14 protein-coding genes are annotated in these 20,649 nt (G+C 67.2%); 8 read left to right on the top strand and 6 right to left on the bottom strand.

Going from position 1 to position 20,649, the window contains the following annotated elements; translation table 11 throughout:
• Positions 1 to 101 precede the first annotated feature (101 nt).
• Entirely contained in the window at positions 102 to 2,789 is a 2,688-nt protein-coding gene (gene acnA / locus QE363_RS06060) for an aconitate hydratase AcnA (protein ID WP_307103222.1), read from the top strand.
• A gap of 349 nt (positions 2,790 to 3,138) precedes the next feature.
• On the opposite strand, the gene QE363_RS06055 is transcribed toward acnA, so the two are convergent.
• Entirely contained in the window at positions 3,139 to 3,813 is a 675-nt protein-coding gene (locus tag QE363_RS06055) for a hypothetical protein (protein ID WP_309693151.1), read from the bottom strand.
• Positions 3,810 to 5,024 (bottom strand): TIGR04063 family PEP-CTERM/XrtA system glycosyltransferase, encoded by a 1,215-nt coding sequence (locus QE363_RS06050; RefSeq protein ID WP_309693148.1) that lies wholly within the window; start codon positions 5,022 to 5,024, stop codon positions 3,810 to 3,812. The genes QE363_RS06055 and QE363_RS06050 overlap by 4 nt, the downstream gene beginning before the upstream one ends.
• A gap of 95 nt (positions 5,025 to 5,119) precedes the next feature.
• Between QE363_RS06050 and QE363_RS06045 the strand changes: the two genes are divergently transcribed.
• The gene (locus QE363_RS06045) at positions 5,120 to 5,272 is read left to right on the top strand and encodes a hypothetical protein (RefSeq protein ID WP_307103216.1); all 153 of its coding nucleotides are present in this window, start codon (positions 5,120 to 5,122) and stop codon (positions 5,270 to 5,272) included.
• Positions 5,265 to 6,623, top strand: a complete 1,359-nt coding sequence (locus QE363_RS06040) for a putative O-glycosylation ligase, exosortase A system-associated (RefSeq protein ID WP_309693142.1) — start codon at positions 5,265 to 5,267, stop codon at positions 6,621 to 6,623. The genes QE363_RS06045 and QE363_RS06040 overlap by 8 nt, the downstream gene beginning before the upstream one ends.
• Here the strand turns inward: QE363_RS06040 and QE363_RS06035 are convergent.
• Together QE363_RS06035 and QE363_RS06030 are read right to left on the bottom strand one after the other, a co-directional pair.
• Positions 6,598 to 7,524 carry a right-handed parallel beta-helix repeat-containing protein gene (locus tag QE363_RS06035; RefSeq protein WP_309693139.1) on the bottom strand — a complete coding sequence of 309 codons (927 nt, stop codon included), beginning with the start codon at positions 7,522 to 7,524 and terminating at the stop codon, positions 6,598 to 6,600. The two genes, QE363_RS06040 and QE363_RS06035, sit on opposite strands and share 26 nt — an antisense overlap.
• A gap of 227 nt (positions 7,525 to 7,751) precedes the next feature.
• Positions 7,752 to 8,324, bottom strand: a complete 573-nt coding sequence (locus QE363_RS06030; protein WP_309693136.1) for a type 1 glutamine amidotransferase domain-containing protein — start codon at positions 8,322 to 8,324, stop codon at positions 7,752 to 7,754.
• 121 nt (positions 8,325 to 8,445) lie between these two features.
• Between QE363_RS06030 and QE363_RS06025 the strand changes: the two genes are divergently transcribed.
• Both QE363_RS06025 and QE363_RS06020 read left to right on the top strand, forming a co-directional pair.
• Complete coding sequence (locus QE363_RS06025; protein ID WP_309693132.1) at positions 8,446 to 9,447, top strand: DNA topoisomerase IB; 1,002 nt, start codon at positions 8,446 to 8,448, stop codon at positions 9,445 to 9,447.
• A gap of 25 nt (positions 9,448 to 9,472) precedes the next feature.
• Positions 9,473 to 10,636, top strand: coding sequence for a mechanosensitive ion channel domain-containing protein (locus QE363_RS06020; protein ID WP_309693129.1), 1,164 nt, complete (start codon positions 9,473 to 9,475; stop codon positions 10,634 to 10,636).
• Positions 10,637 to 10,745: 109 nt separating this feature from the next.
• Here QE363_RS06020 and QE363_RS06015 read toward each other — a convergent pair whose 3' ends face one another.
• Positions 10,746 to 13,676 carry an L-glutamate gamma-semialdehyde dehydrogenase gene (locus QE363_RS06015; RefSeq protein ID WP_405053209.1) on the bottom strand — a complete coding sequence of 977 codons (2,931 nt, stop codon included), beginning with the start codon at positions 13,674 to 13,676 and terminating at the stop codon, positions 10,746 to 10,748.
• Between the two features lie 569 nt (positions 13,677 to 14,245).
• Between QE363_RS06015 and QE363_RS06010 the strand changes: the two genes are divergently transcribed.
• A complete protein-coding gene (locus QE363_RS06010; RefSeq protein ID WP_309698106.1) occupies positions 14,246 to 14,725 on the top strand; it encodes a pyridoxamine 5'-phosphate oxidase family protein in 480 nt (159 codons plus the stop codon).
• Positions 14,726 to 14,945: 220 nt separating this feature from the next.
• On the opposite strand, the gene QE363_RS06005 is transcribed toward QE363_RS06010, so the two are convergent.
• A complete protein-coding gene (locus tag QE363_RS06005; protein WP_309693125.1) occupies positions 14,946 to 16,163 on the bottom strand; it encodes a polyhydroxyalkanoate depolymerase in 1,218 nt (405 codons plus the stop codon).
• A gap of 228 nt (positions 16,164 to 16,391) precedes the next feature.
• Between QE363_RS06005 and QE363_RS06000 the strand changes: the two genes are divergently transcribed.
• Both QE363_RS06000 and QE363_RS05995 read left to right on the top strand, forming a co-directional pair.
• Positions 16,392 to 18,179, top strand: a complete 1,788-nt coding sequence (locus QE363_RS06000) for an ABC transporter transmembrane domain-containing protein (RefSeq protein ID WP_309693121.1) — start codon at positions 16,392 to 16,394, stop codon at positions 18,177 to 18,179.
• 512 nt (positions 18,180 to 18,691) lie between these two features.
• A complete protein-coding gene (locus tag QE363_RS05995) occupies positions 18,692 to 20,641 on the top strand; it encodes a beta-N-acetylglucosaminidase domain-containing protein (protein ID WP_309693118.1) in 1,950 nt (649 codons plus the stop codon).
• The last annotated feature ends 8 nt before the right edge of the window (positions 20,642 to 20,649 follow it).

Here is a 20,649-nt window from a genome sequence, read left to right as displayed (position 1 = left end):
AGGCCGCTGGCGTCTACCGGATTTATTCCCGGCGCGCCTGCTCGCGGCTGCATGCTGCCGTGTCCCCCGGGCGTGCTCGGCTCGACCAAGAAGGGACGCCCATGACTGCGATAGGCCAGGACAGCCTGAAGACCCGCTCGACGCTGAACGTCGACGGCAAGACCTATGATTATTTCAGCCTCGCCAAGGCATCCGAGCAGCTCGGCGACATCAGCCGCCTGCCCTTCTCGATGAAGGTGCTGCTGGAGAATCTGCTGCGCTTCGAGGACGGCACGACCGTCACGCGCGAGGATATCCAGGCGATCGTCGACTGGCAGAAGACCCAGCGTTCGGACCGCGAAATCCAGTATCGCCCGGCCCGCGTGCTGATGCAGGACTTCACCGGCGTGCCTTGCGTGGTCGACCTCGCCGCGATGCGCGACGCGATCACCAAGCTGGGCGGCGACGCGGCCAAGATCAATCCGCAGGTCCCCGTCCACCTCGTCATCGACCACTCGGTCATGGTGGACGAGTTCGGCACGCCGCAGGCGTTCGAGGACAATGTCGACCTCGAGTACCAGCGCAACATGGAACGCTATGAGTTCCTGAAGTGGGGCTCGAAGGCGCTCGACAATTTCTCGGTCGTGCCGCCGGGCACCGGCATCTGCCACCAGGTGAACCTGGAATATATCGGCCAGGCCATCTGGTCCTCGACCGAGACCGGCGAGCATGCGACCGGCTCGTCCGCGATCGCGTACCCGGACACGCTGGTCGGCACCGACAGCCACACCACGATGATCAACGGCCTGGGCGTGCTCGGCTGGGGCGTCGGCGGGATCGAGGCGGAAGCCGCGATGCTCGGCCAGCCCGTGTCGATGCTGATCCCCGAGGTCGTCGGCTTCAAGCTGACCGGCAAGCTCCAGGAAGGCATCACCGCCACCGACCTGGTGCTGACCATCACCCAGATGCTGCGCGCCAAGGGCGTGGTCGGCCGCTTCGTCGAATTCTATGGCCCCGGCCTGTCGTCGATGACGCTCGCCGACCGTGCGACGATCGCCAACATGGCGCCCGAATATGGCGCGACCTGCGGCTTCTTCCCGGTCGACGACAAGACGCTCGACTATATGCGCCTGACCGCGCGTTCGGACGAGAATGTCGCGCTGGTCGAGGCCTATGCCAAGGCGAACGGCTTCTGGCGTCATGACGATGCCGCCGACCCCGTCTTCACCGACACGCTGGAACTCGACATGTCGACGGTCGTGCCGTCGCTGGCGGGTCCGAAGCGTCCGCAGGACAAGGTCGTCCTCACCGAAGTCGACGACGTGTTCAACGCCGACCTCGCCAAGGTGTACAAGAAGGACGAGGCCAAGCGCGTCGCGGTCGACGATCGTGGCCATGACATCGGCGACGGCGACGTCGTGATCGCCGCGATCACCAGCTGCACCAACACCTCGAACCCGAGCGTGCTGGTCGCCGCCGGCCTGGTCGCCCGCAAGGCGAACGCGCTGGGCCTGAAGCCCAAGCCCTGGGTCAAGACCTCGCTCGCCCCCGGTTCGCAGGTCGTGACCGATTACCTCGACAAGGCGGGCCTGACCGCCGATCTCGACGCGATCGGCTTCAACCTGGTCGGCTATGGCTGTACCACCTGCATCGGCAATTCGGGTCCGCTCGCCGAGCCGATCTCGAAGGCGATCAACGGCAACGACATCGTCGCGGCCTCGGTCCTGTCGGGCAACCGCAACTTCGAGGGCCGCGTGTCGCCCGACGTGCGCGCCAACTTCCTCGCCTCGCCGCCGCTCGTGGTGGCCTATGCGCTGAAGGGCACCGTCACGCAGGACATGCGTGAGACGCCGATCGGCCAGGGCAAGGACGGCCAGGACGTCTACCTGAAGGACATCTGGCCCTCGAACGACGAAGTCCGCAGCCTGATGGATGCGAACATCGACGACGAGATGTTCCGTTCGCGCTACGGCAATGTCTATGCGGGCGACGCCAAGTGGTCGGCGATCGAGGTGACCGGCTCGGACACCTATAGCTGGCCCGCCGCTTCGACCTATGTCGCCAACCCGCCCTATTTCGAGGGCATGGAGATGACGCCGAAGCCCGTCACCGACATCATCGAGGCCAAGCCGCTTGCCATCCTGGGCGACTCGATCACCACCGACCACATCAGCCCGGCCGGTTCGATCAAGGCCGACAGCCCGGCAGGCATCTTCCTGCAGGAGCATCAGGTCGCCAAGAAGGACTTCAACTCCTATGGCGCGCGTCGCGGCAACCATGACGTGATGATGCGCGGCACCTTCGCCAATATCCGCATCAAGAACGAGATGGTGCCGGGCGTCGAAGGCGGCATGACCCAGTATGACGGCGAAGTGATGCCGATCTATGACGCCGCGATGCGTCACAAGGCCGACGGCACGCCGCTCGTCATCATCGCGGGCAAGGAATATGGCACCGGCTCGTCGCGCGACTGGGCGGCGAAGGGCACCAACCTGCTCGGCGTGCGCGCGGTCATCACCGAGAGCTTCGAGCGTATCCACCGCTCGAACCTGGTCGGCATGGGCGTCCTGCCGCTTCAGTTCGCCGAGGGCGTGACCCGCGAGACGCTGAAGCTGGACGGCACCGAGAGCTTCACCATCCAGAACGTGGCGGCGATCCGTCCGCGTCAGGATGTCGAGGTGATCCTGACCCGCAAGGACGGCTCGACCGAGACCTTCCTGACCAAGTGCCGCATCGATACCGTCAACGAGCTGGAATATTTCCTGAACGGCGGCATCCTGCAGTACGTGCTGCGCAAGCTGGCGGCCTAAGCCGCCCGTCGGGGGCGGGCCGGTGGCCCGCTCCTCTTGCCGATGGCATCAGACGCCCGTCCGGATTCGTCCGGGCGGGCGTTTGGTTTTTCGCGGTGGCCGGGTCCGCGCTTTGCCCGTCATCCGTTCGCGTGAGCGTTGCGCGCCGTGGGGGGAGCCTCAAGGCAAAATGAGGTTCGCGCAGAGGCGCAGAGGACGCAGAGATAGGGTTTCGAAAATCACGCCCTTCCGCATGTGAAGAGAGGGGCCACGCATCCCCGGGCGGCGACGCCTCTGCGTCCTCCGCGCCTCTGCGCGAACCAAATCCTCTTTAAGCCGGAGCCCCCGTTACGACTCGGCCCGAAGCGCCTTATCCCTGCCGGTGCGCCTTGCGCAGCGCGGTTTCGCGCTCCAGCCGTTCCAGCATCGCCTCGATCGATTCGTCCCCGCGAAGCGGCAGCGCGCCGCCGCGTTCCTCGGCAATGGGCTCGCGCATCGCGGGGATCGGCATGGGTTCGGGTTCGGCGCGGACCGGTTCGCGCGGGACGGCGCGGATCGCGTCCGGATCGAACGCGGCCAGCGGCATGTCGAGATCGGCGGGAAGCGTCCGCTCTATGTCGGGCATGTCCTCGTCCTCCGGCGGGGGCGGTGGCGCGCCCAGTTCGGCGGCGAGCAGCGGGCGACGCGGCGGCGCATCGGGGTGGCGGTCGGAGCGGCGGACGCTGGGGACATAATCCTCGTCCTCGGCATCCTCGGCCTTGGCGCGCCGGGCCAGCAGCCCGCCCGGACCCCAGAGAAGATAGGTCGCGGCCCACAGGACGGCCCCGCCGCCCGCACCGATCCCGAACGCCAGCAACAGCCGCGCCTTGACGCCCAAGGGCGGTTGCGCGGCGGAGAAGATATCGGCGAGCCCCAGCTGCGCGACCAGCATTTCCAGGCGCCAGACCGGCGCGACGAGCAGGATGAAGGCGAGCAGTACGCCGAACGCCCCGCCGACCAGCGCGGGCACGAAGCGATAGGGGGAAGGCGTCGCGGTGAAGGTCATGATCCGATCGGCGCCTTGCCTAGCAGGTTTCGGTAAACAGGTTCGTAACGGCGGATATTCGAGGCCCAATCGCGTTCGGTTTCAACAAAATATCGCCCCGCATCGCGCCGCGCCTCCCATATCCCGCGATTCGACAGCAGGTCCGCCAGCGCGTCGGCCAGCGCGACCGGATCGTCGGGCGGGAACAGCGTCCCCGTCTCGCCGTCGCGGATCAGCTCGCGATGCCCGCCGACATCGGACGCCGCGACCAGCCGCCGCTGCGCCATGGCCTCCAGCGGTTTCAGCGGCGTGACAAGATCGGTCAGCCGCATCTTCTTGCGCGGATAGGCGAGGATATCGACCAGCCCGTAATAGCGCTCTACCGCCTGATGCGGCACCCGCCCGATGAAGCGGATCGCCGACGCCACCGGCGAGGCCTGCGCCTGCGCCCGCAAGGCCGCCTCCATCGGACCGCCGCCGACCAGCAGCAGCCGCGCGCGGGGCCGTGCCGCGACCAGACGGGGCATGGCGGCGATCAGGTCGTCCAGCCCCTCATAATCATAGAAGCTGCCGATGAAGCCGATGACCTCCGCATCGTCCAGCCCCAGCTCGCGCGCCAATGCGTCGTCGCGCGCGGGCGGGCGGCCGAACAGGGTCAGGTCGACGCCATTGGGCGAGACGATGATCTTGTCCGCCGCGATTCCCCGCGCGATCAGGTCGCCGCGCAGCCCTTCGCAGATGACCGCGACCGCATCGGCCCGCGCACAGGCCCAGCCTTCCAGCGCACGGGTCGCACGGTAGCGGCGGCTGCCCTCGACGCCCGTGCCGTTGCCGACCGCCGCATCCTCCCAGAAGGCGCGGATTTCATAGACCAGCGGCAATTTGCGTCGCCGGGCCACGACCCAGGCGGCCAGCGCATCGAGCACCGGCGAATGGGCATGGAGAATATCGGGCCGGAACGCGTCGACCGCCGCGCCGATCGCCCGGACATGCGCGGCCATCCCCCTCGCCTCGCCGACCAGCCCGTTGGGCGTGCCGGTCGCGCTGGGGGTGCGGTAGAAGGTCAGCCCGTCGAGCATCTCGACCCCGCCTTCGCCCCTGCCCTGACGCGGCCCGGTCACAGCCGCCACCTGATGCCCCTGGGCGACCTGCGCCCTCAGGATCGCGCGCGTCCGGAACGTGTATCCGCTTTGCAGCGGCAGACCGTGGTCGAGGATATGCAGGATACGCATGGCGTTACGCCTGTCATGCCACCCCTTAACGCCGCGTCAACCGTGGGTTTATAAGCGTGGCCGACCGCGCCGTTTTGGAATGGGAAGGAGGGGCGATGATCGACAGTTTCGCCCTGCTGCTGACCCATGGCCTGATGCTGCTGGCGGCGTGGCGCCTGCTGACCCGCCGCGATCTGGACCAGGAGGGCGAGGTCGAGCGTCCGTCGCGAATCAAACGCCCCGGCGAACGGCCACGCGGCGATGCGTGACCTGTTCCTGATCGGCTTTCTGGTCAGCCTGTTCGGCATGGGCCTGCGCCGCCCGTTCCTGCTGGTGCTGACCTATATCTATATCGACATCGTCTCGCCCCAGCGGCTGACCTATTATCTGCTGAACGCCGTGCCGATCTCGCTGATCGCGGTGGTCGCGGCGGTCGGGGCCTGGGCGCTGGTCGACGACAAGCGGGACAGCCGGTTCACCGCGCGGCAGGCGGGCATCCTGATGCTGCTGATCTATTGCGGGATCACCACCTATTTCGGGGCCGATTTCCCGATCGAGGCGGCGGACAAATGGGGATGGGTGTGGAAGGCGCTGGCCTTTGCCGTCTTCCTGCCGCTGACCCTGCGCACCCGGTTGCGGATCGAGGCGCTGCTGCTGTTCATGGTCCTGTCGCTGGCGTCGATCGTCATCGTCGGCGGGGTCAAGACGCTGGTCAGCGGCGGCGGTTACGGCGAACTCAACCTGATGGTGAACAACAATACCGGACTGTACGAGGGCAGCATCATCTCGGCGGTCGCCATCTCGGTCATTCCGACCATATTGTGGCTGATGCGGCACGGCACGATCTTCCCACCCGACTGGCGGGTGCGGGTGTTCGGGCTGGGGCTGATCTTCGCCTGTCTGCTGATCCCGGTCGGGACCTCGGCACGGACCGGGCTGTTGTGCATCGGGCTGCTGGCGATCCTGATGCTGCGCGACGTCAAACGGCGGCTGCTCTATATCGGCGCGCTGGCGGCCGCCGGGGTGGCGGTCGTGCCGCTGCTGCCCTCCTCCTATACGCAGCGGATGAACACCATCCGCACCTATCAGGGGGACGAGTCCGCCTCGACCCGGCTGGCGGTGTGGAAATGGACGCTCGACTATGCGACCTCCAACCCGTTCGGGGGCGGGTTCGAGGCCTATCTGCAAAACTCGGTGCGGTTCGACCTGACCTCGGTCGAGGGCTCGGCGCATGACTCGAAGGTGGAGAAGCGCGTCACCACCGACCGCGCGCGCGCCTATCACTCCAGCTATTTCGAGATGTTGGGCGAACAGGGCTGGCCGGGACTGTTCCTGTGGCTGGGGATCAATGTGGCGGGGATCCTGCGGATGGAGGCGCTGCGCCGCCGTTACCGGGCCGCCAGCGATCCGCTGCACTGGGGCGGACAGCTGGCGGGCGCGCTCCAGCATGGGCACCTGATCTATCTGCTGGGCGGGGCGTTCGTCGGGATCGCGTTCAACCCCTTCCTCTATCAGCTGATGGCCGCGCAGATCGGGCTCGACACCTATCTGACCCGCAAGACGCGCGAGGCGCGGCACAAGCCGCTGTTCCGCCCTACCACTTTCGCGCCGTCGACGTGATGCCGGGGCCCAGGATGTTGCCGCGGATCACCAGAGGCTCGCCCGCCCAGTTGCCGACGAACACCGGATTGAAGCCCGCGCCGGGCGCCAGCCGCGCGCGGTTGTTCTCGACCACCAGCCCCGACGAGTCGTTCTTCGCCCCCTCGGGCGCGACGGTGATCAGCGTCGAGTGATTGTCCTTGTCGCGGCCGAACACGAACTCATTGCCCGCGATCCGCCCCTTCGCCCCGTTGGACAGGTCGATCATGTAGTTGGTCATATGGCCGTGGCTGTCGTCGAAGCTGCTGTCCAGCACCTCGACATAGGGCGCGCGCGTCTTGACATAATGGCCGCCCTGCCCGCGCTCGAACCGGCAGGCGGTGACGCGCAGCGACCGGTAGCGGCCCATATAGATGCCATGCGCGCCGGTGCCGGTCGGGTCATGGCCCAGCCCCGAAAAGGTCGAATGGTCGACGCTGACCGTGCCGTTGGGATCGTCGGCGGACAGGATGCCCGACTGGCTGTCGAGGAACATCGCGTTGCTGACCGACAGCGGCCCCTTCTCGATGCGGATGCCCGCGCCATTGCCGTCGCCGACCTCGATATGGCTGAACACGATGCCCTGCACCTGCGCGCCGCGACCGCGCAGGACCAGCGCCGCCTTCCCCTCGCAGGCGATGCGGGTGAAGATCGTCTTGCCCGGCTCGGCGGCGATATAGGCAATCCGCCCCGTCGTCTGCACCGCGCATTCGCGGTACGTGCCCGGCGCGATCCGGATGGTCCCGTCGCCATCGCCGATCGCCGTCACCGCCTCCTGCAACGTGCCGAAGCCTCGCCCGCCGACCGTGAAGGGCGGACCACTGCCCTGCGCGAGGGCGGCGACCGACGTCATGCCGAGAAATAGGAGCGGAACCAGGCGCATGGAGGACATCCTGAAAAAGCGAACGGGCGCCGCATCCTGCCATGCATGGGCAAAGGATGCGACGCCCGCGATCGTCCCGCGAAGGGATGCGAGACCCATTCCTCCCTGAGCTTGCTCGGGGAGGGGGACCGCGCCCGCAGGGCGTGGTGGAGGGGCAAATGTCGCCCGCCCCTCCACCACCGCTTCGCGGCGGTCCCCCTCCCCATCTGCGATGGGGAGGATTGAGTTTATGCCTCTTCGGTTTCTTCCTCGTCGGCCAGTTCGTCTTCCAGCGCGGTCAGGATCGCCTGGTTGAAGGCGGGGATGTCATCCGGCTTGCGGCTGGTGATGAGATTGCCGTCGACCACGACCTCCTCGTCCACCACGTCCGCGCCCGCATTGGACAGGTCGGTGCGGATCGAGGGATAGCTGGTCAGGCGACGCCCATCGATCACGTCCGCCTCGGCCAGCAGCCAGGGGCCGTGGCAGATGGCGGCGACGATCTTGTCGTCCTCCATGAATTCGGTGACGATCTCGACCGCGCGCTCGTTCAGGCGCAGCTTGTCGGGGTTGCAGGTGCCGCCGGGGATGACGAGCGCATCGTAATCGTCGGTATCGACCTCGTCGACGGTCAGGTCGGGGGTCGCGGTCTCCGCCTTGTTGATGTCGCCTTCCATGCCCTGGATCGGGTCGGACTTGAGCGAGGCGAGCGTCACCTTCGCACCGGCGTCTTCCAGCGCTTGGCGGGGCTTGAACAGCTCGACGGTCTCGAATCCGTCGGCGGCGAGCATCAGGACGCGTGCCTGGGAAAGATCGGCCATGATGAAAACTCCTGTCGGGAATGCCTGGGGGGATCGGCCCAGTCAGAACCCGCGACCGCATCGGCCGTTCCGGAACGAAGCGACCAGCGACGCATTTGCAAGGACGACCCGAGAGAGAGCGATGGCCACCCGATTAGTCTTTTGCGACGACAGCAAGCCCGGCATCACCCGGACCAAGGTTCGCGGCCAATGGGCCTATTGGAGCCCGAAAGGCGAGCGGATCACCGATCGCGACGAAATCGACCGGCTGAATCGCATCGGCCTGCCCCCCGCCTATCGGGACGCCTGGTTCTGCCCGCGCGCCAACGGCCATATCCAGGCGGTCGGCTGGGACGAGAAGGGGCGCAAGCAATATCGCTATCACGCCGATTTCCGCGAGGCGCAGGAAGCGGCGAAATATGAACGCTGCGCCGCGTTCGGCCATGCCCTGCCCCGGCTCCGCAAGCGGGTGGAGGCGGACCTGAAGAAGCGCGGCCTGTGCAAGGATCGCGCGGTCGCCGCCGTCGTCCGGCTGCTCGACAACGGCCATATCCGCGTCGGCAACGAAGCCTATGCCGCGACCAACAAGAGTTTCGGCGCGACGACGCTACGCAAGCGTCACGGGCAGGTGAAGGGCACCACCTTGCGCCTGCGTTACCGGGGCAAGTCGGGCAAGATGCGCGACATGACCCTGACCGACCGCTCGCTCGCCAGCTTCGTGAAGCGGTGCCAGGATCTGGACGAACAGCATCTGTTCGCCTGGGTGGACGAGGATGGCGAGGCCAATCCGGTCACCTCGTCGGACGTGAATGGCTATATCCGCGAGGCCACGGGCTGCGACTTCACCGCCAAGCATTTCCGCACCTGGGCCGCCAGCGTGGCGGCGTTCGAGGCGCTGGCGCTGGCCGAGGCGGACCTCAGCCTGAAGGCGATGCTGGAGCCCGTGGTCGCAAAGCTGGGCAACACCCCCGCCATCGCGCGCAAATCCTATGTCCACCCCTCGCTGATCGCGCTCGTCAAAGAGGGCCAAGCAGCGTTTCGCAAGACCCTGCGCCTGCCGCGTGCGCGCGCGGGGCTGTCCCGCGTCGAGTGCGGGCTGATCGCATTTCTGGAGGCCGGAACCCCGGCCAGCAAGGCGGCCTGACCGCCCCCGTATTCAAGGAGTCCCCATGGCGAAATCCTCGCCCAAGGCGCCGATCTTCGACGGCTCCCGCATTCCCGACCAGGTCGGGGGCATCGTCAACGCAACCTATCAATGGGTGCAGGATTACTGGCTCAAGGTGCTGATCGCGATCGGCATAGGTGCCGTTATCGTACTGGCGCTGCTCTGGGTCCGCAGGCTGGGCGACAAGCTGTGCAGCCGCCCCGGCTTCGCAGGGGGCTGGGGCATAATCCTGGGCCATGCGATTGCGCGGACGAACATGTTCTTCATCGTCACGCTCGCCGCGCAACTGGTCGCGGGCTATGCGGGCGCGCCGGGCGAAGTCGCCAAGACGATCAGCTTCTTCTTCACCATCGCCAGCGCGTTCCAGGCCGCGATCTGGGCGCGCGAACTGATCCTCGGCACGATCGAGCACCGCACCCAGTCCGAACATTATTCGGGCGAGGCGCTGCTCTCGGCGATGGGGCTGATCCGGCTGCTGGTCACAGCGGTGCTGTTCGCCGTCGCGCTGGTCGTGGTGCTCGACAATCTGGGCGTGAACGTCACCGGCCTGGTCGCGGGTCTGGGCGTCGGCGGCATCGCCATCGGTCTGGCGGCGCAAGGGATTTTCGGCGACCTGTTCGCCGCGCTCGCCATCATCTTCGACCGCCCGTTCCGGCGCGGCGACAAGATCAGTTACGACAATACGAACGGCGTGATCGAGGCGATCGGCCTGAAATCCACCCGCATCCGCGCCTTTACCGGCGAGTTGCGGATCATCTCCAACCGCAATCTGCTCGACAAGGAAATCCAGAACACGACCGTGCGCGACCATGTCCGGCTGTCGTTCATGATCGGCGTCGCCTATGAAACCCCGCCCGAGACGCTGGCGCGCATCCCCGCCCTGTTGACCGAGATCGTCGAGGGCGAAGGTGGCAAGGTCGCCCGCGCCGGGTTCGAGAGCTTCGGCGCGTCGAGCCTGGATTTCGCGCTCCAGTTCGACGTGCCCGGCGACGACTGGGCCACCGCGCACGACCTGCGCAACCGGATGCTCGTCACGCTGATGAAGCGCTTCGCGGCGGAGGGGATTTCCATCCCCTATCCGACGCAGACGACCTACACCGCCGCACCGGACGGGACGCTGGTCATGCCCTATCCGCAGGTCCAGCCGGTCGAGGTGCATCGGGCCTGAGCGAACACCCTCACCCTTCCCACCCGCTAGAGCGGGCGGGCCCCTTCCCTCTCCCATTGGGAGAGGGAGGGAGGCGCGAAGCGCCGGAAGGGTGAGGGTGTGGCGGCCGTCAGATCCCGCCTTCGTCCAGCGACAACAGCGTCGCGTTGCCGCCCGCCGAGGTCGTGTCCACCGACACCGCCCGCTCCGCACAGAAGCGGTACAGGTAATGCGGCCCGCCCGCCTTGGGCCCGGTGCCCGACAGACCCTCGCCACCAAAGGGCTGGCTGCCCACCACCGCGCCGATCATCGAGCGGTTGATATAGAGGTTGCCGACCGCCGCCTCGCTCTCGGCGACCTCGCTGGCGCGGGCGATGCGGCTGTGCAGGCCCATGGTCAGGCCATAGCCCTTGGCATTCACCTTCGCGATCGTCTCGGACAGCGTGCCCGCTTCCCAGGTGGCGACGTGCAGGATCGGGCCGAACCATTCCTGAGTCAGGTCTTCCACCCGGTCGAGCCGGATCAGCGTCGGCGGCACGAACAGCCCGTCGGCGGGCGCGTCCAGCGTCTTGATCGTGCGCGCCGTCATGGCCGCGCGATAGGCCATCAGCTTATCATAGGCGGCGCGGTCGATCACCGGCCCGACATCGGTCGCCGGCTGGCCCGTGGGGCCGAGCACCAGCGTCTCCATCGCACCCTTGAGCATCTCGATGACATTGTCCGCGACATCCGCCTGCACCAGCAGCAGCCGGAGCGCCGAGCAACGCTGCCCCGCCGAGCGGAAGGACGAGGTGATGACGTCCGCCACCACCTGTTCGGGCAGAGCGGTCGAATCGACGATCATCGCGTTGATGCCGCCGGTCTCGGCGATCAGCGGCACGATCGGGCGGTCGTCATCGGCCACCAGGGTCCGCGCGATCCGCTTGGCGGTGGCGGTCGATCCGGTGAAGGCCACGCCCGCAATCCGGTGATCCTCGGTCAGCGCCTGGCCGACCTCCGGCCCGCCGACCGCCAGCAGCAGCGCGTCACGGGGCACGCCCGCCCGGTACGCCAGTTCGACAGCGGCCTGCGCGATGGCGGGCGTCTGCGGCGCGGGCTTGGCGACGACGGTGTTGCCGGTGACGAGCGCCGCGACCGTCTGGCCGAGGAAGATCGCCAGCGGGAAGTTCCACGGCGCGACCGTCGCCCAGACGCCGCGCCCTTCGAGGTGCAGCGTGTTGCGCTCACCCGTCGGCCCGGGCAGTTCGACCGAGCCGAGCCGCGCCCGCGCCTGCTGCGCATAGTAACGACAGAAATCGGCGGCCTCGCGGACCTCGCCGATCGCGTCGGGGATGGTCTTGAACGCCTCCTGCACCAGGATCGCCATCAACCGCTCGCGGTCCTGCTCCAGCAGGTCGGCAAGCTTTTCCAGCACGGAAGCGCGAGTGTCGAGCGGCGTCGCGTTCCAGGCCGGGAAAGCCGCATGGGCGCGCGCGACCAGCGACGCCACATCGGCGGTGGCGGCGACCGGCGTCACGGCAGGCGCATTCACCGCCTTCACCGTGGCGTCGAGCGTCGCGATGTCGCTCAGGTCGATGCCGGTCGAGTTGCGATGCCCCGGCGCGAACAGGTCGATGGGCAGCGGGATGCTCGGGTGGCGCGCGCCACCCACGGCGGCGATCTTGGCGACCGGATCGGCCAGGATTTCCGCCTCGGTCAGCCGCGCATCGGCCAGCTGATGCACGAAGCTGGAGTTCGCGCCATTCTCCAGCAAACGCCGAACCAGATAGGCCAGCAGGTCGCGATGCCCGCCGACCGGCGCATAGATGCGGCACTTATGGCCCTGTTCGCGCACCAGCCGCTCGTACAGGCCGTCGCCCATGCCGTGCAGCCGCTGGAACTCGAAGTCGTGGCTGTTGCCCGCCCATTCCAAAATGGTCGCGACGGTCAGCGCATTGTGGCTGGCAAAGGCCGGGCGGATATTCTCCGCCGCCAGCATGTCCTTGGCCACCGCCAGATAGGACACGTCGGTCGCCGCCTTGCGGGTGAACAGCGGATAGTCGTTGAGCCCCTCGACCTGGGTGCGCTTGATCTCGCTGTCCCAATAGGCGCCCTTGACCAGCCGCACGTTCATGATCCGGTCGAGGCCATTGGCCCAGGCGATGACCGCGCGGGCGCGCTTGCCATAGGCCTGCACCGCCATGCCGAAGCCGTCCCAGCCCTTCAGCGCCGGGAGGGCAGCCACGCCGCCGATGATGTCGAGGCTCATCTCCAGCCGCTCGGACTCCTCGGCATCGACGGTCAGCGCGATGCCCTTGTCCGCCGCCTGACGCGCGAGCTGCGCCAGCATGTCGGTGAGCGCGGGCACGCATTCATAGGCGCGCGGCAGCTCGTAACGCGGGTGGAGCGCCGACAGCTTGACCGACACCGAATGCCCCGCCGCCGGGTCGGAGCCGACCGCGTCGATCGCCTTCACATAGGCCTGGAAATAACGCTCGGCATCCTCATGCGTCCGCGCCGCCTCGCCCAGCATGTCGAAGCTGGCGGTGAAGCCCTTGTTCTCGGGCTTCTTCATGCGGCGCATCGCCTCTTCGATGGTGCGGCCCATCACGAAGATCTCGCCCATCATCCGCATCGCGGCACCGACCGCCTGCCGCACGAACGGCTCACCCGCGCGCGACAACAGCCGCTTGAGCGGCCCCGCCTCACCCTCCCCCACCAGCGCACGGCCGACGACCAAGCCCCAGGTGGCCGAGTTGACCAGCTTCGACGCCGACCGCCCGGTATGCGCGCGCCAGTCCGCCTCGCCCAGCTTATCGGCGATGAGGAGGTCGGCCGTCTCGGGATCGGGCACGCGCAGAAACGCCTCGGCGAGACTCAGCAGCGCGACGCCCTCGGACGAGTTGAGGCGATATTCCTGGAGGAACTGGTTTACCCAACCGCGATTCTGCGCCGCGCGCAGGTCCGCGAGAAGGCCCGAGGCATGGCCCATGATCCGCTCGCGCATCTCCGGGGTGGCTGCGGCGCGGTCGAGCAGCGGCTTCAGGACATCGGGTTCGGGGGCACGATACAAGGATTTCATGGTCTTGCGCGCATCGGCGGTAACGGCAGAGGTCATAGGTCTTCAGGTCCGGTCGAGCGGCCCGGCGCGCGGTAGGGCACTGGCGGGTCGCATGGCTATGCTGTGATGGACCAGCGCTTAGCGGGAAATGCGGGGGATGGGTATCGTTTGATACGAGGTGTCACCGGCTTCCAAATTGGATTTCGGTGCCGTCATCGGTTAGAAAACGGATGGCGACGGACATCCGCCATTTCACTGGGTTTGGACGGTTGCAGCCATCCCGACTCAAGGCTTTTGGGACTCGGTCTGCTAACCGGGTCCCAATCGTCACCTCAGCGTTGGATCATTTCCACAATCCTGAGGATCAGGTCCGCAAAATGGATCATGATGCGCAGGCATTGCACGATGGCATTGAGGGTCATTGAAGAGTCCTTCCTGTAAAGGCGGCATGACGGCCGCTCCACAATCTTGGTCAAACCAGCGGATCGAGCCGAGACCACACTCTTGTAGAGAGGCTCTCTACAAGAGCGCGCAACCATCCCCGCCCCCGCATCGTTCTCCCGTCAAACCCCAAGAACAGGAGAGCCATGATGGCCGACGACAGCCCCCAGGAAATCGCCGCCAAGTTCCTCAACAAGCTGAAGGACAGCCCGTTCGTCATGATCGGCCTGAATGACGGCCAGCATTCCGAACCGATGACCGCGCAGATCGACGACGATCAGCCCAATACGCTGTTCTTCTTCGCCGGTCGCGACAACCGCATCGCGGGCGGTGGCGAGGCGATGGCGCAGTTCGTGGGCAAGGGACATGACTTCTTCGCCTGCCTCGCGGGCCATGTCTCGAAGGACGATGACCGGGCGCAGATCGACAAGCTGTGGAATAATCAGGTCGAGGCCTGGTTCCCGAAGGGCAAGTCGGACCCCAATCTGACCCTGTTGCGCTTCGACATCAGCTCGGCCGAGCTGTGGGAAACCGATATCTCACTGTCGGGCCGGGTGAAGATGCTGTTCGGCGGCACGATCCGTTCGGACGAGTCGTCCAGCCATGCGGTGGTCGGTTCGGTCGCGTAGATACGCGGTTACGGGAATGCGAAACGCCCGGAGGCCATGGCTTCCGGGCGTTTTTCTATTTCTCCCGCCCCTGTCCGGCCCCCGCCCCGTTCAGCCTGAGCGCAGTCGAAGGCCAAGGGAATCGGTTCGCCACACGCTTCTGGCAGAGGGTATCGCGTGGCCTTCGACTTCGCTCAGGCTGAACGGAGAATGGGACGTTGAGTCAGGCGTCGGCAGCCCCTCACCCGTTGGCCTTGATCCATTCCTCGACCACCGGCGCGATGCGGTTGCGCCATTTGGAGCCGTTGAAGATGCCGTAATGGCCGACCTGCTCGGCCATGTAATAGCGCTTCTTCTCGTCCGGCAGGCTCGTCGCCAGCGTCAGCGCGGCGCGGGTCTGGCCCAAGCCGGAGATATCGTCACGCTCGCCCTCGATCGCCAGGATGCCGATATCGGTGATCGCACCCGGATCGATGCGCTTGCCATGATGCAGCATCTCGCCCTTGGGCAGCGCGTGCCGCTGGAACACCAGTTCGACCGTCTGGAGATAGAATTCCGACGTCATGTCGCACACCGCGCGATATTCGTCATAGAAGCGCTTGGTCGCCTCGGCGCTCTCGTCGTCGCCCTGGACCAGATGCTTGAACATTTCCCAGTGCGAGATCATGTGGTTGCCCAGGTTCATCGACATGAACCCGGCCAGCTGCAGGAAGCCCGGATAGACCCGCCGCCCCGCCCCCGGATAGGTCATCGGCACGGTCGCGATCGCATTCTGCTCGAACCAGGCATGGGGCCGCTCGGTCGCCAGCAGGTTGACGGCGGTCGGCGCCTCGCGCGTGTCGACCGGGCCGCCCATCAGGGTCAGCGTGCGCGGCGTGCAGGGATGCCTGTCCGCGCTCATCACCGAGGCCGCGACATAGGACGGCACCGAAGGCTGGCACACCGCCAGCATATGGGCGCCCGGCCCGATCTCGGTCAGGAAGTCGATCAGATAGTCGACATAATCGTCGAAATCGAACCGCCCATCCGACAGCGGCACCAGCTTCGCGTCGCGCCAGTCGGTGATGTACACCTCGCAGGTCGGCAGCATCCGTTGGACGGTGCCGCGCAGCAGCGTCGCATAATGGCCCGACATCGGCGCGACGATCAGCAGCCTGGGGCTGCCCTCCACGCCCTCGCGGCGGAACCGCTTCAACTGGCCGAAGGGCTTGCGCAGCACGATCTCTTCATGGACCGCGACCTCGCGCCCGTCGATCTCGGTCTTGGTCAGGCCGAAGGCGGGCTTGCCGCGCGGCGCGGCGGCATGGGCGAACACCTCCAGCGCCGACCCCATGATCGCGCCGCCGCCCAGATAGGCGAAGGGATTGGCCGGGTTCTGGAGCAGGCCCGCGCCGAAATTGGCCAGCGCACTCGCACCCGCCAGCATCGAACGCTGCATTTCATAGGCGTCGTACAACATCGTCGATTCCCCTGCGCTCCCCAGCGGGAGCCCTGATTGCCATCGGTCTAGCACGAAACCGTTTGCGCGAGATGACCATAATATGGCCGATCGGTCATGGTGCCGGGTCGATGACAGGATCATGTTCACGATTACATGCCGCTGAACGCTTCAAAGCGGCCAAACGATGCCTAAGGGTCGACACCCGGCGTTGAGCCGCCGCCTCCGCGCTGCTAGGCCGCAGCGATCATGGCCAAACCCGCCGCCCCCCGCGACTCCGCCCCCGTTCCGGCCAGCCGCCGCATCAGCAATCTGAAGATGGTCTGGCGGTTCACGCTGCGCTACCCCGCGCATCTCGCCGCCGCCGCGCTGTCGCTGCTGGTCGCGGCCAGCGCGACCTTGTTCATCCCGCGCACCTTCCAGAAGGTGATCGACCACGGCTTCGGCAACCTGACCAAGGGGGAAGATATCACCCCCTATTTCCAGGGACTGCTGGCGGTGGTCGTGGTGCTGGCGCTGGCAACGGCGTTCCGCTTCTATTTCGTGTCCTGGCTGGGCGAGCGGACGGTCGCGGACATCCGCGTCGCGGTGCAGGCCAATCTGCTGCGGCTGGCGCCCCGCTATTTCGAGGAGAATCGCCCCTCCGAGATCGCCAGCCGGCTGACCGCCGACACCGCGATCATCGAGCAGGTGGTCGGATCGACCATCTCGATCGCGCTGCGCAATGTCGTGATCGGGATCGGCGGCACCATCTATCTGTTCGCGCTGTCGCCCAAGCTGACCCTGTCGCTGCTGGTCTGCATCCCGCTCGTCGTGCTGCCCATCGTGCTGCTGGGCAAGAAGGTGCGCAGCTATTCGCGCGACAGCCAGGACCGGCTGGCCGATATCGGCGCGATCGCGGTCGAGACGCTGGGCGCGATGAAGGTCGTGCAGGCGTTCGGCCAGGAGCGGCGCGAGGCCGAGCGGTTCGAACATGCCGTCAGCAACGGCTTCGCCACCTCGCGCAAGCGCTTCCTGCTGCGCGCGGTGATGACCGCGATGGTGATCGGGCTGTTCTTCGGCGGGCTGACCCTGCTGCTCTGGGAAGCGGTCGCCGATGTCGCCAGCGGGCGGTTGTCGGGCGGGTCGCTGACCGCCTTCGTCGTGACGGGCATGCTGGTCGCGGGTTCGTTCCAGGCGCTGACCGAGGTGTGGGGCGACATTTTGCGCGCGTCGGGCGCGGCGCAGCGCCTGGCCGAGCTGCTCGCCGAACAGCCCGAAATCGCCCCGCCCCCCGCCCCCGCCGTCCTGCCGGTCGTGCCGATGGGCGCGTTGCGGTTCGAGCATGTCGTGTTCCATTATCCGACCCGGCCCGAGGTCGCCGCGCTGAACGACTTCTCGCTCGACATCCGACCGGGCGAGACGGTGGCGGTGGTCGGCCCCTCGGGCGCGGGCAAGTCGACGCTGTTCCAGCTGGCCGAGCGTTTCTACGACCCACAGGGCGGCCATATCTCGCTCGACGGCGTGTCGCTGCGCGATGCCGACCCGGCCGCGATCCGGGCGCGAATCGCGATGGTGCCGCAGGAGACGGTGATCTTCGGCGCCTCGGCGCGCGACAATCTACGCTATGGCCGGTGGGACGCCGGCGACGATGAGCTTTGGGCCGCCGCAGAGGCCGCCAACGCCGCCGATTTCCTGCGCGCGCTGCCGCAGGGGCTCGACACCTTCCTGGGCGAAGGCGGCGCGCGCCTTTCCGGGGGGCAGCGCCAGCGGATCACCATCGCCCGCGCGCTCCTCCGCGATGCGCCGATCCTGTTGCTGGACGAAGCGACCAGCGCGCTCGACGCCGAGAGCGAGCAGCTGGTGCAACAGGCGCTGGAGCGGTTGATGGCGGACCGGACCACGTTGGTCATCGCGCACCGGCTGGCGACGGTCCGGGCGGCCGAGCGGATCGTGGTGATGGACGGCGGCCGGATCGTCGAGCAGGGCCATCACGCCGAACTGATCGCGCATGGCGGGCTCTATGCGCGGCTGGCCAGCCTGCAATTCCACGACTGATAGGGCCGGTTTAGTACCAGTTTCTTCTGGAGGGGCGTGGCCTTCGACTGCGCTCAGGCGGAACGGGTGTTAGGGCTGATTGACATTCAGCCATGCCTTTCCGCCCCTCGCCCCTCGCAGAGGGGAGAGGGTTGCGCAGACTTGGCCTTTGCGAAAGCAAAGGCTTAGTCGGAGCTGGGTGAGGGGTGGGCGCTCGCTTGGCGAGCGCGCGAGCCTTTGGGCTCGCTGTATCCCTCACCCAAGCTGCGCTAGCCAGCAGGCTGGCAAGCTTCGCTAACCCTCTCCCCTGTCCAGGGGAGAGGGAAAAAAGAAGCAAGCGTGAATGTCGATCGGCTCTAGGATTCAGCACGCGCCCCGCCACCGTTCAGCCTGAGCGAAGTCGAAGGCCACGCCCCGCCGCCCCGACAAAATCCATAAAACTCAAACCATTACCCCGCAACCTAAACCGGCTTGCGGCCCACGCCCCTCTCCCCTAGTCTCCGACAATACCATTTCAATACCGGAGAACGAGGATGACGCGGCGGGCAAACAGGTGGAACGGCGGCGTCATCGCGGCGGTCGCATTCGCGAGCCTCTCGGCCCCCTCGGCGCAGGCCGCCACCGCCACCCTTCCCGCCATCTTCCCGGCGCCGACCGCGATGACGCTGGGCGACGGCGCGATCGCGCTGAGGCGCCCGGTCACGCTGATCGTCGCGCCCGGCACCGAGCCCGCGACCGCCGCGCTGGTCCGCACGCTTCTCGCCAGGGCGGGGATCAGCGAGGTCGCGACCGCCAGCCGCCTGCCCGCCACCCCCGACCGCCCGACGATCGTGATCGGTCCCGACAGCGCCGCGATCGTCCGCGAGGCGCTGGCACGCAGCGGCGCGACCGCCGAGGACCGGACCGAAGGCTATACGCTGACGACCCGCAGCACGGGCGCGGGGCTGATCACGCTGGCGGGGCATGATGCCGACGGCCTGTTCCATGCGGTGCAGACGCTGCGCCAGCTGCTCGCCCGGCCGACCATCCCCGCGCTGACCATCCGCGATCATCCCGCCATGCCGATCCGCGGCACGATCGAGGGCTTTTACGGCAAGCCCTGGTCGATGACCGACCGCACCAGGCATCTGGACTTTCTGGGGGAGATGAAGGCCAACACCTATGTCTACAGCCCCAAGGACGACCCCTTCGCGCGCGACAAGTGGCGCGAGGCCTATCCGGCGACCACGCTGAGCGAACTCGGCACGCTGGTCGCGCGGGCGCGGGCGAACCATGTCGATTTCGTCTATGCCATCTCGCCGGGGCCGAGCATCTGCTTCTCCAACCCGGCGGACGAACAGGCGCTGCTGCGCAAATTCGCGGCGCTGCGCGGGATCGGCGTGCACAGCTTCTATGTCGCGCTGGACGACATCGAATATCAGAAGTGGAATTGCGACGCCGACAAGGCGGCGTTCGGCCCCTCGGGCGCGGAGGCGGCGGGCATCGCCCAGTCGAAGCTGCTCAACGTGGTACAGGCCGACCTGCTGCGCCAGGACCCGGCCTCGCGTCCGCTGATCATGGTGCCGACCGAATATTACGACGCCAAGGAAAGCCCCTACAAGGCCGCGCTGCGGGCGAACCTAAACCCGCGCATCGTCGTGCAATGGACCGGCACCGATGTCGTGCCCCCCGCCATCTCCATCCCCGATGCCAAGGCGGCGACCAAGGCGTTCGGGCGCAAGACGCTGCTATGGGACAATTATCCGGTCAACGACTATGCCAGCTCGGCCGGGCGGCTGCTGCTCGCCCCCTATGCCAAGCGCGAGGCGGGGTTGTCGTCCGAGCTGACCGGCATCCTGTCCAACCCGATGAACCAGGAAGCGCCCAGCCGGGTCGCGGTGACGGGCGTGCTGGCCTTTGGCTGGAACGACAAGGGCTATGACGCGGACCGCACCTGGCATTATGCCGCGCGCGATCTGGCGGGGAATGACGCGCGCGCGACGGCCGCGCTGCTGGAACTGTTCGATACCCAGCATCTGGCCCCCACCTTCGGCAGCCAGCCCTGGCAGGAACAGGCGCCGAAGCTGAAGGCGCTGCTCGATCATGTCCGCGAGGCGCTGGCCAATGGCGACGAGGAAGAGCGGCGCGCGGCGATCGCGGCGCTGGGCCACAAGGCCGATGCACTGGCCGATGCGCCTGACACGATCCGTGCGGGCGTGGCCGATCCGGGCTTTGCCGAACAGGCCGCCCCCTGGCTCGATGCGATGCAGCTCTGGGGCCGCGCGCTGCGACAGACCGCCGCCGGGCTCGACGCCGCCGACCGGGGCAACCCGGCCGCGACGCGCTATTTCGCCGATGCAAAGCGGATCGCCACCCAGGCCGCCGCGGTGCAGACCATCCCCGGCGCCACCCGCTTCGGCGGGCCGGTCAAGATCGCGGACGGCGTGCTCGATACGTTCGTCGCGGACGCGCCCAACCTGATCGCGGTTACGGCGAGACCGTAACCGAAGGG

The sequence above is a fragment of the Sphingomonas sp. SORGH_AS_0870 genome (assembly GCF_031453175.1).
Lineage (GTDB): Bacteria > Pseudomonadota > Alphaproteobacteria > Sphingomonadales > Sphingomonadaceae > Sphingomonas.
Note: the sequence above shows the minus strand (reverse complement) of the source record. Positions and strands in the feature narration are given on the sequence as shown.

Coding starts and splice junctions, on each gene's coding strand:
- QE363_RS06050 (WP_309693148.1), bottom strand. CDS start 5,024: ATGCGTATCCTGCATATCCTCGACCACGGTCTGCCGCTGCAAAGCGGA.
- QE363_RS06025 (WP_309693132.1), top strand. CDS start 8,446: ATGGCCACCCGATTAGTCTTTTGCGACGACAGCAAGCCCGGCATCACC.
- QE363_RS06035 (WP_309693139.1), bottom strand. CDS start 7,524: ATGCGCCTGGTTCCGCTCCTATTTCTCGGCATGACGTCGGTCGCCGCC.
- QE363_RS06045 (WP_307103216.1), top strand. CDS start 5,120: ATGATCGACAGTTTCGCCCTGCTGCTGACCCATGGCCTGATGCTGCTG.
- QE363_RS06055 (WP_309693151.1), bottom strand. CDS start 3,813: ATGACCTTCACCGCGACGCCTTCCCCCTATCGCTTCGTGCCCGCGCTG.
- QE363_RS06010 (WP_309698106.1), top strand. CDS start 14,246: ATGGCCGACGACAGCCCCCAGGAAATCGCCGCCAAGTTCCTCAACAAG.
- QE363_RS05995 (WP_309693118.1), top strand. CDS start 18,692: ATGACGCGGCGGGCAAACAGGTGGAACGGCGGCGTCATCGCGGCGGTC.
- QE363_RS06005 (WP_309693125.1), bottom strand. CDS start 16,163: ATGTTGTACGACGCCTATGAAATGCAGCGTTCGATGCTGGCGGGTGCG.
- QE363_RS06015 (WP_405053209.1), bottom strand. CDS start 13,676: ATGAAATCCTTGTATCGTGCCCCCGAACCCGATGTCCTGAAGCCGCTG.
- QE363_RS06020 (WP_309693129.1), top strand. CDS start 9,473: ATGGCGAAATCCTCGCCCAAGGCGCCGATCTTCGACGGCTCCCGCATT.
- QE363_RS06030 (WP_309693136.1), bottom strand. CDS start 8,324: ATGGCCGATCTTTCCCAGGCACGCGTCCTGATGCTCGCCGCCGACGGA.
- QE363_RS06040 (WP_309693142.1), top strand. CDS start 5,265: ATGCGTGACCTGTTCCTGATCGGCTTTCTGGTCAGCCTGTTCGGCATG.
- acnA (WP_307103222.1), top strand. CDS start 102: ATGACTGCGATAGGCCAGGACAGCCTGAAGACCCGCTCGACGCTGAAC.
- QE363_RS06000 (WP_309693121.1), top strand. CDS start 16,392: ATGGCCAAACCCGCCGCCCCCCGCGACTCCGCCCCCGTTCCGGCCAGC.